Below are 13,525 nucleotides of genomic sequence, written 5' to 3'. Positions count from 1 at the left end.
GTATAAAATTAAATAAATTAATAACTTATAAACATTCAATATGCTGAAATTTTACTCAAATAATATTATATTAGTCCGCTAAGTGACAAGTCACTCGTCATAAAGTGTAAATCCAGAAAAGGTACTACCGAAAAATTTTTACTAAAAATTTTTTATTTTGATGTATTATTCACAATTATTTAATCTTTGATTCTTTTAGATATTTATTTAATGAAAATGCCGGCTCCTCAGGTATTCCGGGGACGGTCGACTGAATTTAAATTCTCTCAATTAAGGTAGCTGTCCCCGGAATTAATAAAGTTACGCGGTGCATAATTTTTTATAAAAGTGATTCCAGGGTGGTTTGAGATAACAACTGTTTAATTTATGGTGCTGGGCTGATGCTGTAAAGCGCACCAGAATCGTTTGAAAAATACAGCTTTTCATCAGGCCCTGTTTTTACATGGCGAATACGCTGCTTTAAGTTTTTTAACAAACGTTCTTCTTCAATGACTTTGCCATTTTTTATTCTAATTCTATTGATGTGTCTTAGTGCCAGGGCTCCAGAAAACAGGTCTTGATCCCAGAATTTAAGAAGTCTGCCTTTGTATTGCGTGAGTCCAGAAGGCGCAATAGAGGGTGTATAATAGTGTACCGGTTGCTCGAGGCCGCTTTTTTTACTTAAACCACCGTTGATTTTAAAGCCGCTGTATTCTCTGCCGTAGGTAATGGTGGGCCAGCCATAGTTTTTTCCTTTTTCAATAATATTGATTTCATCACCGCCTTTGGGGCCGTGCTCTTGTTCGTATAAAGTATGAGATGTTGTACTGTAGAACAAGCCTTGTGGGTTGCGGTGGCCATAAGACCAAATTTCTGGTTTCGCATCTTTGGTCTTAACAAAAGGGTTGTTTTTGGCAGGCTTGCCGTCTAAGTCCAAACGCAATATTTTTCCGTTATGGCTGTTTAGGCTTTGAGCAAGGTCACGATGCCCTCGGTCGCCAACGCTTAAAAATAATGAGCCTTTGCCATCAAAAGCAATGCGGCAACCAAAATGATGCGAAGTTTTAAAATAAGGCTGAGCTGTAAAAATGGTTTTAATATTGTGCAGTTTATGGTTGATCAGCTCTGCTTTGGCCAAAACAGTGGTTTTGCCTTGCTTGGTTTTACTTGAATAGCAAAAGAAGATGCTGTTGTTTTTATCTTTGTTCTGATGAACCGCAATATCTAGCAGGCCACCTTGGCCACCCACATAAACAGTGTCTAGGTCTTTAATTTGCACGGAACTTTTGTTTTTAAGATTAAACAGTTTGATTTGGCCAGAAATTAAAGTGTAAATAATTTGTTGGTCATTGATAAAATCAAAGCCCCAGATGGCACGTTTTTCTTGTACTATTTTTTCTACTTTAAATGAGCCATGCTGTGATTTTTGTATTTCAATGGCCTCTGCTGGCTTTTGCTCGCAAGCCATAAGACATAAAGACAGTAAGCTAAAGAAACGAATAAACTTAAACTTGGTGACTGGCATAAACGCATACGAGTATGGCCGGATGTATTGGATTGATCAAGCTAGAGGCTGTTTTCTTAAAAAAACATTTTTTGGGAGTCAAAAGTTTAGCAAGATAAACTCTAAACTAGCCTTAGATTGAGCTCTATTGTGTAGGCAAAGGGATAATGTTTAGCTTTTTTTCTTGGTCTTGCTTGAGTTCATAGTTGGGATTGTTCATAAAGTGTTGCTGCAAGTATTCAAGCAGGTCAGGCAGTTTTTCAATGGCCACTTCTTTGGAATTGATGCGAAGAATGATTTTGTAATAGATACGCGTGACAGGGTTTTGAATGTAATAACCGGGTAAAGTTTTAAGAGACATGCTGTCATCAAAATAATTTAATTGCCAAATGATAAGGCTTTGATGTTCATAACCTAGATCTGTAGGAAAGCTAAGAAAAAAAATCAGAAAACTGCGCGTCTGGTTTAAGCTTATCCTGTTGTTCTAAAATAATCTCTATGGGCTGACCATGAGGCCCAGGCACTTGGCTGTAAGCAATGCAAAGCCAGCTCAACAACAAAAGAATAAATGTTTTCATATGTCCCCCAAGTTAAATTTTTGCTATCAATACTTAAAACATTCATAACTTCTTGTCAAAGGGACCTGATTGTCTTTGCTAGGCTAAAAAAAGCTATTCATGGAAAAGCTGTAAAAAATAATGCATTGCGTTTTTTTTGTTTTTATGGTTTTTAGTCTTTACTATGAAAGTAATTAAGTTTTTATTGGTTATATTGGTGTTTTTTATACAACACGGTCTTGCTCAAGAAAATCCCACTTTTGAAATGATAACGGGTAAGATGTATCATTTTGGGGCACATCAATCTGTTTTTATTAATACTTATCTCAAAGATTATCCTGAGTTAAGAGCTGACTTTGAGTTGATGATGGTCAATTTGGAAAAATGCGGACAAGAAGAATTAGATTTAGAATTCTGCAAGAGTGAGTTTTTTCAGAGAGTTTTTTACGAACTTTTTGACTTGCACAAAGAAGATGAAACCTATCAAAATCAACTGAGAATTCTTTATGATACGGCAAGTCTTGTAGGGGCAACACCTTTCATCTATATTAATAACATAAGCAGTGATTTGTCAGAGAAAGTAAAAGGGCGCTGTGTTTTAGCACTTGAGATTATTTTTCAAAATGTTGTACTCATGGGTAAATTTAATAATATTGATAAAATGACACTGGAACATGCAAACAAGCTTTCACTTAGACAACAAGAGCGTCATTTGGATGACTGGATTGATAATGCAGAAAAAAGCTGTGGTAAAAATATTTTTTCAAAAGAAGAGTCAAAGAGAAACTAGATTGCTTTTGCGGTTATTTTGCTTGTGAACAAGTGTTGTATCTTTTAAAAATAAATTTCACCAAGTGCCAAACGTTTAGAAGTGTTTTTGGATGATTTGAACGTTTTTCCGTATCCGCTCATTTGGCTTATTCGACCTTTAGAGTCATATCGCAAAATACAAACTAACACATAAAAATATGTAAAAAGAAAAAAACATTTTTTATTACAGGGACAGCTCCCTTAATTTGATAAGGCATTAAAATTGCTTCTTTGAAGATTTTTCATTTTAAAACCTTTAAAGGAGGGCTTTATGCCAGCATATGTAAGAAATAAGTCTAATTTTCAGTCTAAGCAATATTTGAGTTCCGGCCCATTTGAGTTTCAAAATTGGGAGGTGTATCGAAGGTCAGTTCTTTTTATTAAATTTGCAAAAGAGTTAGCCCAATGTGGACAAACGATTGGGATTAAAAATTTTCAAGACCAGTTAACACGGGCTAGTTTATCTATTCCTTTAAATATTGCCGAAGGGATTTCGCGTTATGGAGCTAAAGAGAAAATTAACTTTTTACGAATAGCCAAAGGCTCACTATTTGAATGTGTTGCATGCATAGATATTATGAAGTCTTTGCAAATTATTGATAGAAAAGAGTATCAAGAAGTCATTAAAGAAATGAGTGAAATAGGGAAAATGTTAAGTGGTTTGATTCGGTCTGTTCGTGAAAGAGAGCAGGACAATAAAGATTAAACTTTAAGAGTTTGAAGGGCTTTGGACTTAAGGCTTGGCTTTTAGTAGCCCTTAATTTTTAATGTGTTTACAGTAATCTGTCTAATGATTAATCCCTAAGTCTGAAGCCTTAAAGATTAGCTGGCTCCCCGGGACGGGCTCGAACCGCCGACCCAATGATTAACAGTCATTTGCTCTACCGACTGAGCTACCGGGGAATTTTGAAAGTCTGTCATACCCAGTTTGTTGATGTAGGTCAATAGTTTTGCATCAAATTTTACATTGTTTCCTTTGATTGTTGTTGTGGAATAGTTCTTAATCAAGCCATGCAGCAGGGATGCAGTGCATTTAGGCAGTGAAAAAAATAAAAAAATTTGTTATAATGATAGTTTACAGCAAAATTTTAAAAAAAATTTGTAAGTAATGGTTTTTTAAGCTTTAATGAGGTACCTACCCAAGGTAATACATAGAGTGTGCATGTAAATATTTTAAGGAACAATGAAAAAAAATAGGCAAGGGTTTACATTAATAGAATTACTCATTGGCGGCGTGGTCATGAGTTTTTTATTAATTGGAGCTTATCGCCTTTTTGTTGCCTCCACATCGCAAGTAGGCAAAACCGTGACCAGTACTCGTGGAAGAGCCTCAGTGGAAAAAGTTCTGGATCAAATTGCAGGGCAAATTCGCAATAGCTATGATGTCAATGATACCAGTTACCCGCTTCGTTTAAATCAATCTCCCAGTAGTTGTGGTGCTACGGCAGTGAGCTCTTCAATTGTTGCGTTTCCAGGGATGGATAAAGCAGGCATTGATGCTTTAAGCAGTTCAGCCATAGACCCATCAACAGCCAATATCAGTGCAGAAGCAGATGGAATTAGGGTTGCCTATGTTCCCAGTGACAGTTACCCCACAGATTTGGTGGGTACACAAGTTTCTCAGGGGGTATATACACCTTACCCAACCAACGATGCAGCGGGTTATAAAATCAATATTGGTGATAAAACAGCATACAAAAACTTCAATACTGGAGATTTTTTTATTTTATCGGATACGGATGGGATTCGTTTGGGCAGGGTTACCAGCAAAACTATTGATAATAACGAAACTTATGGGCCTTATGTTTTACATCATAGTTCTCAATCCTTATGGAACAGTGGTAGAGATGTGAGCCGCAATTATGGTTTAAATGAAGACGGAAGCCGCAAACTCGGTGGTGCTACAGTGCAAAAGGCAGCCTTGGCAAGCTACGCTTATTCAGCCAGTGATAAAACCCTGTGGGTAAATGATCATGTCGCAGACGATGGCTTTAATCCAATTGATAAAAGTTTTAATTTTGCTTCTGGAAGAGCCAATCAGTGGCGTAAATTGGCTGAGGATGTTGATCGTTTTGTCATTGAGTACATTGTGCAAGATAAAAATGGTAGTCGTTTTAGAACACGCCGTCCTATTGCTGGTTTGGTCGGGCAAACGGGTGATTGTGGTAATCAATTGGGCCTGCCTTATTTAAAACAAGTTCATCTTAAAATTGATGTAGCTGGTGAGTCTTATGAACGTTTGGTAACGCCACCAAGGTTAAGAGGCTTAGATAAAGCCGGTTCTAGCGTTGTAACCGTGGGTGTAACACCAACCCCAGGCTCAACTCCAAGTCCAACGGCAATACCTACAACAGGCTCAACTCCGGCTGCAACGCCGACGCCGAGTCCAACGCCGACACCAACGCCGAGTCCAACGCCGACACCGACACCGACACCGACACCGAGTCCAACGCCGACAGCGACACCAACGCCGACACCGAGTCCAACGCCGACCCCGAGTCCAACGGCGACACCTTCCCCAGTCCCAACTTCAAGTTCTTGTACAACATATTGTGTAGAAAGCGGTGGCGATTGCTACCGGTTTAGTTGCCCTACTACCTATTTGGGTGGTGGACCAATAAGTTGTTCAGATCCTAGTTGTACTTACACATCAACCTTTGGAAATCCTCCTTGTTGTTCAGCAACACCTGCGCCGAGTCCAACGCCGACACCAACGCTAACGCCAACCCCTACACCGAGTCCAACTCCAACACCCACACCAACGGGCCCTTCATGTGCTGGAGGTTTTGCGTGTAACGTTGATAGCGACTGTGGCGTATCTGGATCTGTGTGTAGAAGCAATTGTTGTTATTGTGATGTTGGTATGAGCTGGAATCTAACCAGTTCGTCTGAGCCTGATCAAGTATATTATGATTTAGACCAGAGCGGCTTTGGATCACCAGGATGCGGATTTCAAACAGGCTCAGTGACAGGTTCAGGTACGAGAGTCTGTGGAATTAAGCTTTTGACTGGCAATACACGCTACATTACACCTCGTTATGATTTTTGGCTTAGAGATATGAGCGCTCAAGCAACCATGGCTCCCGGGCAAACTTTTTATATTGGAACAGATGCTGCGCATAGCTTGACATATACTGCAACAGGAGCAGGTTCAGGAACATCGAGGCAATTTGCAGCCAGCGGTTCACAGTTTACTATTCCTGCTGGTGCAAGTGGCGGTAGTTGCCCAGCGTCTCCGCCCAATGTTACACCAACGCCTGTAACCCCAACGCCTACTCCGACGCCGAGTCCTACTCCGACGCCGAGTCCAACCCCGACACCGACACCTAGTCCAACGCCTACGCCTACGCCCACGCCTACGCCGAATCCGAGTCCTACGCCTACTCCAACTCCTACACCAACAGGAGAGACGCCAACACCCACACCCACACGTACGCCCACGCCAACACCAACGCCATCATGTGAGCAGTGTCAATACATAAATCCGCGTCCTTTTAAAGAGCCTCAGTGTGAGGTTGTTGACTCTTGTAACAGAGGTGCCTTTTTGTACGGGCCAATAGTCTGTTCAACTACACCAGGATGTCCAGGTTTTGCAACGCCCACGCCCACGCCTACACCTACACCTACACCTACACCTACACCCACGCCAACGCCTGGAAGTCCAACCCCTACGCCAACAGCGACGCCAACACCTACACCTACGAGTTGTACTCAAACGTGTTCTACCAATGGCGACTGTAATAACTCTCAGTCAATTTGTGACAGCAGTGGTTGTGGGTGCAGCTGTTCAATTGGTCTTCTATGGAGCATTGAATCAGGTTCACCTTCAGCAGTAAGCTATCAGATTAGAGTTAGTGGTGGAGGCGCGACTGTCTGTAGCGGTACGATGAGTTCTTCTGGTTCAAGTTCATGTAATATCAGTATATTGGATTCAGCAAGTAGAAGTTTTACGGTGTATTTGAGATTTGATTTGAATAGTAATGTGGGGAGTACATCCACTCTGCCGCTTGGTTCTTACATATATGTTGGACCTTCGACGTATATTAGTGACAGCTCAGTCTTTGATCTTGCGGGGACTGGCTCTGCACCAGGAACTACCCGTTACGATCGCACTGAAAGTTTTGCTTTTACTGTGCCTTCTTACAGTAGTGGGAACAGTTGTCCTAGTCAACCCGTTCCATCTAGTCCAACCCCTAGTCCAACACCTACGCCAACACCCACGCCTACCGCTACACCTACACCTTCGCCAACACCAACAGGTGGAACTTGTTCTGGAGCTTACTGCGTCTTTGAGGGAACCAACGGTTCGTTGTGTACTTTGAGAGCCTGTAATGGAGGTGGCTTGGTTGGTTATACCTCATGTGGAATGAGTGTCTGTGACACTTATGGAACATCTGTGTGTGCTCCATCTTGTGGTTACTAGATAAAAATCTCAAGTTTGCTAAACCGGCACACATGCATAAAAATAAAATCAGAGATTGCTAAAGCCATCTAAATTCAGTATAAGAACTTGCCAAAAGAGGTGTACTTTATGGCAAACAATTCTACAGATATTCAAACCGCATTATCCTTTGATGATGTCTTGTTGCTTCCGCAAGAAAGCACAGTTTTACCCAAAGAAGTTAAGTTGAAAACCAAGCTCACGCAGGCAATAGAGCTTAATACACCCATTGTTTCAGCAGCCATGGATACCGTGACAGAAGCCAAACTTGCTATTCGCATGGCACAGGAAGGTGCATTAGGAGTTGTTCATCGCAACATGACCATTGAGCAGCAAGCGGTAGAAGTCAAAAAAGTTAAAAAATCAGAGAGTGGCATGGTTAAAGACCCCATTACCATGCGGCCCAACCAAACCGTGCAAGAAGCGCTCAATATTATGTTGGACAATAAGATTAGCGGTATCCCTGTAACTGTGGGCAATGAGCTTAAAGGTATTGTGACCAACCGGGACTTGCAGTTTGAAAGCAACATGCAGTTGACGGTCAATGAGGTGATGACAAAAAAATTGGTGACCGCCCAAGAAGGGGTGAGTTTAGAACAAGCCAAAGCCTTGTTGCATCAGCACAGAATTGAAAAGTTGTTGGTGGTGGACGAAAAGCAAGAACTTAAAGGTTTGATTACCATTAGAGACATTAAAAAAGCCAGTGAATTTCCTCATGCTTCTAAAGATAAAGAAGCCCGCTTGTTATGTGGCGCCGCTGTTGGAACAGGTGAAGATACCATGGAAAGAGTAGCGGCCCTTTTAGAAGCCGGTGCTGACGTTATTGTAGTTGATACAGCTCATGGACATTCTAGTGGCGTTCTTGGAAAAATAGAAGCCATCAGAAAACAGTTCAGTGATGTACAAATTATTGCGGGCAATATAGCCACGGAAGCTGCCGCTTCAGCACTGATTGATGCTGGGGTCAATGCCGTAAAAGTTGGCATTGGACCAGGATCTATTTGTACAACGCGTATTATTGCTGGAATCGGTGTACCTCAGCTTACTGCCATTATGAATGTGGCCAAAATAGCACAAAAGAAAAATATCCCAGTGATTGCCGATGGCGGCATAAAATACTCCGGTGATATTGTTAAGGCTCTAGCAGCCGGGGCATCAAGTGTTATGGTGGGGTCTCTGTTGGCAGGAACCAAAGAAGCTCCTGGTGAACAGGTGTTGTATCAAGGCAGAACATTTAAAACATACCGAGGTATGGGATCCCTGGGGGCCATGAAAGGTGGCTCTGCTGATCGATACTTTCAAGATCAAATGACTGCAGAATACAAGTTGGTGCCAGAGGGCATTGAAGGCAGAGTGCCTTATAAAGGCTCTTTATCCAATGTTATCCATCAACTGACCGGTGGTTTAAGAGCAGGAATGGGTTATGTGGGTGCCCAAGATATTGCAAGTTTGCATGAGCGTGCAAAGTTTGTGCGTATCACGCAATCGGGTCTAAGAGAAAGCCACGTCCATGACGTAAGTATTACTAAGGAGACACCAAATTATCAGGCAACAAGGTAGCAGGGTGTTTTTATAGAAAAGTGAGCAAGTTGGGCATGAGATGAGAGTTTTTTTTAGTTTTTTGGTGATTTTAAGTTTAAGTGCGTGTGGAGAGGCCTCTGAAAAAAATATTGTTTTGAACGAAGCGCAGCAAGAAGCAATTTTGGAGTTTTTAGCCACTTCAACGCATGAAGAGATCGTAGAAGCAGCCATAGTGGCTGCTGTGGACACATCGGGAAATAGCTTTTTTGCAAGCTTAAACTGCTTAATGAATGATGTGGACGTCCAAGGTCAAGCTCAACTTAATTTAGCATCTGGTAATGCGCAATGGATTGCACAAACTGCCGGGCAAACGCGTTGCTTTTTATTGAACAATGCACTTGAAATTGCGTCAACTCAGCTCAACTGGTCAGGAGAAAATAGCCTTTTGGGTTTAGGCACCAGTCAAATACAAGGTAAAATTTATATTGTTTTACAGGACTTAGATCCACAAGTGTGCGATGTTTTGTTGCAGATGAATGCTATAGTCAACCAAGTGATAGTAGAGGGAACCTTGTGTAAAATTCCAGTACAGGCAAGGTATGATGTATAAAAACAAACCCGTTAAACGTAGTTTAGACAAAATAGCGACTTGAAGGTTGCTAAAATATAAGCATACACAGGAGCAGTAAAATGATTGTAGTTTTAGATTATGGTTCTCAATACACCCAACTGATTGCAAGAAGAATACGTGAGATGCATGTTTTTTCAAAAGTAGTAGCTTTTGACGATGTGCTTGAAAGTTATAAGGATCAAGTGAAAGGCGTTATTCTTTCTGGTGGCCCGGCATCGGTTTATGAAGATCTTTCTCCTTACTTGCCAGAAATAATACTGGACTGGAATGTTCCTATTTTAGGTGTGTGTTACGGTGCCCAGCTCTTAAGCCAAGAGTTTGGCGGTAAAGTAGAAGCTTGTTCACATAGAGAATTTGGTTCTGCACAGGTTAAAATTGAAAAAGCCAGTGCAATTTTTTCTGGAATAGATCATGAAACACGTCATGAAATGTGGATGAGTCACGGTGATCAAATTGAAAGTATCCCAAAAGGTTGGCAGGTAACCGCCACAACCAAAACCTGTCCTTATGCTGGCTTTGAGTCTGATAAGGGTACTATTTTTGGCGTGCAGTTTCACCCAGAAGTGGTGCATTCCAGTATAGGGAAAGATATTTTAAACAATTTTGTGATTAATGTATGTCAGTCCAAAAAAGATTGGACCATGGAACATTTTATTGAAGTCCAAAGTAAAGCCATTAAGCAGCAAGTGGGTGATGCGCACGTCATATGTGCCTTGTCTGGTGGTGTAGATTCATCCGTGGTGGCCATTCTTTTACATAAAATTTTGGGCAAGCAATTGACCTGTATTTTTGTGGATCACGGTTTATTGCGTAAAAATGAACGTCAACAGGTAGAACGAGATGTTAAAGAGGCATTCTCTTTGAATATGATTACGGTGGATGCCAAAGATTTATTCATGTCAAAATTACAAGGCGTCAGTGATCCAGAAGAGAAGCGTAAAATTATTGGCAATACCTTTATTGAAGTCTTTGATGCAGAAGCTAAAAAAATAAACGATGTTAAGTTTTTGGCACAAGGTACCTTGTATCCCGATGTAATTGAAAGTGTTTCCCATCGTGGGCCATCGGTCACCATTAAAAGTCATCACAACGTTGGCGGCTTGCCAGAAAAAATGAACTTACAGTTAATTGAACCGGTAAGGGAATTATTTAAAGATGAGGTCCGTTTATTGGGTCAAGAGTTGGGCTTGCCTCAAGCCTTTATAGAGCGGCACCCCTTTCCTGGGCCAGGCTTGGCGATTCGAGTTTTGGGAGAGTTGGCAGAAGATAAAATCAAAACCTTGCAAGACGCGGATGCTATTTTTATTGAAGAGTTAAAAAGCCAAAGTTTATACCATGAAACCTGGCAGGCTTTTGCCACTTTGTTACCGGTTAAAACCGTAGGGGTGATGGGTGATCAACGAACCTATGAGCACGTCTGTGCCTTGCGGGCAGTGACTAGCGTAGATGGGATGACGGCCAAGTGGGCGCATCTACCGCATGAATTTTTAGCGCATGTATCCAACCGCATCATCAATGAAGTTAAAGGCATCAACAGAGTAGTCTACGATATCAGCAGTAAGCCACCAGCCACCATCGAATGGGAATAAAAAATTTTGCCGATATTTAAGGGAATGGCGACTTTTCCGCTGCTTATTATAAGCATGCTTTCAACATGCATTGCCTTCGTTGCCATTTGTTCACCTGTTTTTAATGTTAAAAGCTCGAGGTAAGTGGGCTACGCCTCCGGTTTTTCTCTCCTTTGAGCTTAGGTCTTCGAAAAACTTACCATTCCTTTTATAAACTAAATAAGAAAAATCGATCTGTACAAAATTTTCCGTTTCTTGAGGGCTATATAATTATAGGTGTCTTGTGAAAAATAAATTTCGTACAGCGAGTTTGGGCAGCTATGCTGCCCACTGTTTGAGCTGGTAGAAAATATTTTTCTCAAGCATCCTTTACTTAGGTGTTTTCGATAGTTATAAATACATTAGTTTATGAAAAAATATAAAATGACCTGTCATTGTGCAGGGGTTGAAATAGAAGTCGAGCTTAACAAGGGTTTAGAAAAAGTACGCCGTTGCAATTGTTCTATATGTTCTCGTAAGGGAGCGGTGGTGGCTTCGGTTCCTTTGAATCAATTAAAAATTATCAAAGGTGAAGATTTAATTCAGATGTATACGTTTAACACTCATACAGCCAAGCATTACTTTTGCAAGGTCTGTGGAATTTACACGCATCACCAAAGGCGCTCTGATCCATCAGAATATGGCGTTAACATTGCTTGTATTGAAGGCATCAAAATTGAAGATTATAAAAATACCCCTTACAGTGATGGTATCAATCATCCCAAAGATGCTGTTTGATGCGTTAAAATGATGGCCTAAGTCAAAGGATTGTTATAGTCTATTCATCATGATTGCTTCAATCGTAGAATACTTCGTTGCTTGGATGCCATTTTTACTTTTAATTCTTATTTGGTTTGTTCTGTTTAGAACGGTTAAAAAATTAAATGTTTTAGATAAGCTTTTTCCCAGTGCCAGCAGCAGTTTAATCAAGCCCATTTTAATGGTTTGTGTGTTTGTGATTGTTGTGATCTCCGTGTTGATGACTTTGCCTATTGATATTACTTCAAGAGGGCAGTTGCTAAACTTGTTTGGTGTGGTTGCAGCAGCAGCTATTGCTTTATCTTCAACGACTTTTCTTGGCAACATTATGGCAGGTATGATGTTAAGGTCTATTAAAGCTTTTAAGCCTGGAGACTTTATTCAAGCCGGAGAGCATTTTGGTCGTATATCAGAATGGGGTTTGTTGCATACAGAAATCCAAACTGATCAGCGTTCATTGACCACGTTGCCCAATTTGTATTTGGTCAGCAACCCAGTGAATGTGGTGCGCAGTTCAGGTACCATCGTATCTGCTGAGGTTTCATTAGGGTATGACACCAGTCATAAAAAAATAAAAGAAGCTTTGGAAAAAGCGGTGTTGAATGCGGGACTAGAAAAGCCTTATGTTCTATTAGAAAAATTAGGTGATTTTTCTGTCAGCTACAAAGCGGCGGGTTTTTTGTCAGAAGTAAAGTCTTTGATATCTGCACGGTCAAACTTAAGAGAGAGCATGTTGGTGTCTTTGCATGCGCATGGAATAGAAATCGTTTCGCCTACATTTATGAATCAGCGCGTATTTCAACCCAAACAAAAATTCATGTATGTCCCGCAACATAAAAAAGAAAACGAAGAGAACACACAAAGCGGTCCAGAAAATATTATTTTTGATAAAGCTGATGAACTGGAGTCTATAGAAAGTATCAAAGAAAAGAAAAAGGAATATCAAAACAAAGTTGATGAAATCAAAGAGCTGATTGGTAAAAAAGAACCCACACCTGAGCAAAGCCAAACCATAGAAAGTTTAAAGCATAAGTTGGAACGCTTTGATAGGTTGATTGAAAAGAAAGAACAACGAATAGAAGAAGAGCGCTAACCTACGGTGCGGCATAAAACTTTAAACTATCAAAAATATTGTTTCAGAATTGATGAGATTTTAAATTTCTAAACCCCGGATACAAGCAATACAATGTAAAGTGTGGGCAACGACATCTTTTAAATTGAGTGCAAGCGTTAAAGTTGGACTAAAAATAATTGTGCCGAACATATATTTAAGGCATGGATGTTTTTGTGCTAAGTAAGATGCTTATGCAAGACAGTCATAAAAATGTTTTTGGGGATGATTTAACGCCCTGTTGTTTTTCTCCCAAAACTGGGTTTTATCGCGATGGTTATTGTAAAGTTGGAGAAGAAGATCATGGTGTGCATGCAGTTTGCGTTGAGTTGACTGATGCATTTTTGCAGTTTTCTTTGAGTCGAGGCAACGATTTGATGACCCCTAGACCAGAAATGGGCTTTCCAGGATTAAAGGCTGGAGATAAGTGGTGTTTGTGTGCGTCACGCTGGCAAGAGGCTTTTGAAGTGGGTGCAGCGCCTAAAGTTTTTTTGGCCAGTACCCATGAAAAAGCGTTAGAAGTGTGTAGCTTGGAAGATTTAAAAAGCTGTGCCGCTGACTTAATGTAAAAAAACAAAAACGATTGCAAAATAAGACTTTTGCTT

12 protein-coding genes and 1 tRNA gene are annotated in these 13,525 nt (G+C 40.6%); 9 read left to right on the top strand and 4 right to left on the bottom strand.

The features are described 5' to 3' along the window. Positions 1–364 precede the first annotated feature (364 nt). The 3 genes from MRY82_02475 to MRY82_02465 form a co-directional block, all read right to left on the bottom strand. Complete coding sequence (locus tag MRY82_02475; protein MCI5071794.1) at positions 365–1,504, bottom strand: PQQ-dependent sugar dehydrogenase; 1,140 nt, start codon at positions 1,502–1,504, stop codon at positions 365–367. A 124-nt stretch (positions 1,505–1,628) separates the two neighbouring features. Further along, positions 1,629–1,844, bottom strand: coding sequence for a hypothetical protein (locus tag MRY82_02470; protein ID MCI5071793.1), 216 nt, complete (start codon positions 1,842–1,844; stop codon positions 1,629–1,631). Positions 1,845–1,914: 70 nt separating this feature from the next. After that, positions 1,915–2,061 carry a hypothetical protein gene (locus tag MRY82_02465; protein MCI5071792.1) on the bottom strand — a complete coding sequence of 49 codons (147 nt, stop codon included), beginning with the start codon at positions 2,059–2,061 and terminating at the stop codon, positions 1,915–1,917. 136 nt (positions 2,062–2,197) lie between these two features. Here MRY82_02465 and MRY82_02460 point away from each other — a divergent pair, with 136 nt between their 5' ends. Both MRY82_02460 and MRY82_02455 read left to right on the top strand, forming a co-directional pair. Continuing rightward, the gene (locus tag MRY82_02460; protein MCI5071791.1) at positions 2,198–2,830 is read left to right on the top strand and encodes a hypothetical protein; all 633 of its coding nucleotides are present in this window, start codon (positions 2,198–2,200) and stop codon (positions 2,828–2,830) included. Between the two features lie 291 nt (positions 2,831–3,121). Further along, positions 3,122–3,556: a four helix bundle protein gene (locus MRY82_02455; protein MCI5071790.1), complete on the top strand. Its 435-nt coding sequence runs from the start codon at positions 3,122–3,124 to the stop codon at positions 3,554–3,556. 121 nt (positions 3,557–3,677) lie between these two features. On the opposite strand, the gene MRY82_02450 is transcribed toward MRY82_02455, so the two are convergent. Continuing rightward, a tRNA-Asn gene (locus MRY82_02450) sits at positions 3,678–3,753 on the bottom strand. 280 nt (positions 3,754–4,033) lie between these two features. Between MRY82_02450 and MRY82_02445 the strand changes: the two genes are divergently transcribed. The 7 genes from MRY82_02445 to MRY82_02415 all read left to right on the top strand — a co-directional run bounded on the left by MRY82_02445 (position 4,034) and on the right by MRY82_02415 (position 13,489). Next, complete coding sequence (locus tag MRY82_02445) at positions 4,034–7,273, top strand: prepilin-type N-terminal cleavage/methylation domain-containing protein (protein ID MCI5071789.1); 3,240 nt, start codon at positions 4,034–4,036, stop codon at positions 7,271–7,273. A 108-nt stretch (positions 7,274–7,381) separates the two neighbouring features. Then, positions 7,382–8,851, top strand: coding sequence for an IMP dehydrogenase (guaB, locus tag MRY82_02440; GenBank protein ID MCI5071788.1), 1,470 nt, complete (start codon positions 7,382–7,384; stop codon positions 8,849–8,851). Between the two features lie 40 nt (positions 8,852–8,891). Beyond that, positions 8,892–9,422 (top strand): hypothetical protein, encoded by a 531-nt coding sequence (locus tag MRY82_02435; GenBank protein ID MCI5071787.1) that lies wholly within the window; start codon positions 8,892–8,894, stop codon positions 9,420–9,422. Positions 9,423–9,502: 80 nt separating this feature from the next. Next, the gene (gene guaA, locus MRY82_02430) at positions 9,503–11,032 is read left to right on the top strand and encodes a glutamine-hydrolyzing GMP synthase (protein ID MCI5071786.1); all 1,530 of its coding nucleotides are present in this window, start codon (positions 9,503–9,505) and stop codon (positions 11,030–11,032) included. A gap of 387 nt (positions 11,033–11,419) precedes the next feature. Further along, a complete protein-coding gene (locus MRY82_02425) occupies positions 11,420–11,788 on the top strand; it encodes a GFA family protein (protein MCI5071785.1) in 369 nt (122 codons plus the stop codon). A gap of 49 nt (positions 11,789–11,837) precedes the next feature. Further along, entirely contained in the window at positions 11,838–12,902 is a 1,065-nt protein-coding gene (locus MRY82_02420; protein ID MCI5071784.1) for a mechanosensitive ion channel, read from the top strand. Positions 12,903–13,084: 182 nt separating this feature from the next. Then, positions 13,085–13,489 (top strand): DUF2237 domain-containing protein, encoded by a 405-nt coding sequence (locus MRY82_02415; GenBank protein MCI5071783.1) that lies wholly within the window; start codon positions 13,085–13,087, stop codon positions 13,487–13,489. Positions 13,490–13,525: the final 36 nt, after the last annotated feature.

Source organism: bacterium (assembly GCA_022763185.1).
Taxonomy (GTDB): domain Bacteria; phylum Bdellovibrionota_G; class JALEGL01; order JALEGL01; family JALEGL01; genus JALEGL01.
The sequence above is the reverse complement of the archived record's forward strand: the minus strand, read 5'-3'. Positions and strand labels throughout refer to the sequence as shown.

Bases quoted from the DNA above. Each gene is read 5' to 3' on its own strand.
- MRY82_02475 (MCI5071794.1), bottom strand. From the start codon at position 1,504: ATGCCAGTCACCAAGTTTAAGTTTATTCGTTTCTTTAGCTTACTGTCT.
- MRY82_02470 (MCI5071793.1), bottom strand. From the start codon at position 1,844: ATGTCTCTTAAAACTTTACCCGGTTATTACATTCAAAACCCTGTCACG.
- MRY82_02465 (MCI5071792.1), bottom strand. From the start codon at position 2,061: ATGAAAACATTTATTCTTTTGTTGTTGAGCTGGCTTTGCATTGCTTAC.
- MRY82_02455 (MCI5071790.1), top strand. From the start codon at position 3,122: ATGCCAGCATATGTAAGAAATAAGTCTAATTTTCAGTCTAAGCAATAT.
- MRY82_02445 (MCI5071789.1), top strand. From the start codon at position 4,034: ATGAAAAAAAATAGGCAAGGGTTTACATTAATAGAATTACTCATTGGC.
- guaB (MCI5071788.1), top strand. From the start codon at position 7,382: ATGGCAAACAATTCTACAGATATTCAAACCGCATTATCCTTTGATGAT.
- MRY82_02435 (MCI5071787.1), top strand. From the start codon at position 8,892: ATGAGAGTTTTTTTTAGTTTTTTGGTGATTTTAAGTTTAAGTGCGTGT.
- guaA (MCI5071786.1), top strand. From the start codon at position 9,503: ATGATTGTAGTTTTAGATTATGGTTCTCAATACACCCAACTGATTGCA.
- MRY82_02425 (MCI5071785.1), top strand. From the start codon at position 11,420: ATGAAAAAATATAAAATGACCTGTCATTGTGCAGGGGTTGAAATAGAA.
- MRY82_02420 (MCI5071784.1), top strand. From the start codon at position 11,838: ATGATTGCTTCAATCGTAGAATACTTCGTTGCTTGGATGCCATTTTTA.
- MRY82_02415 (MCI5071783.1), top strand. From the start codon at position 13,085: ATGGATGTTTTTGTGCTAAGTAAGATGCTTATGCAAGACAGTCATAAA.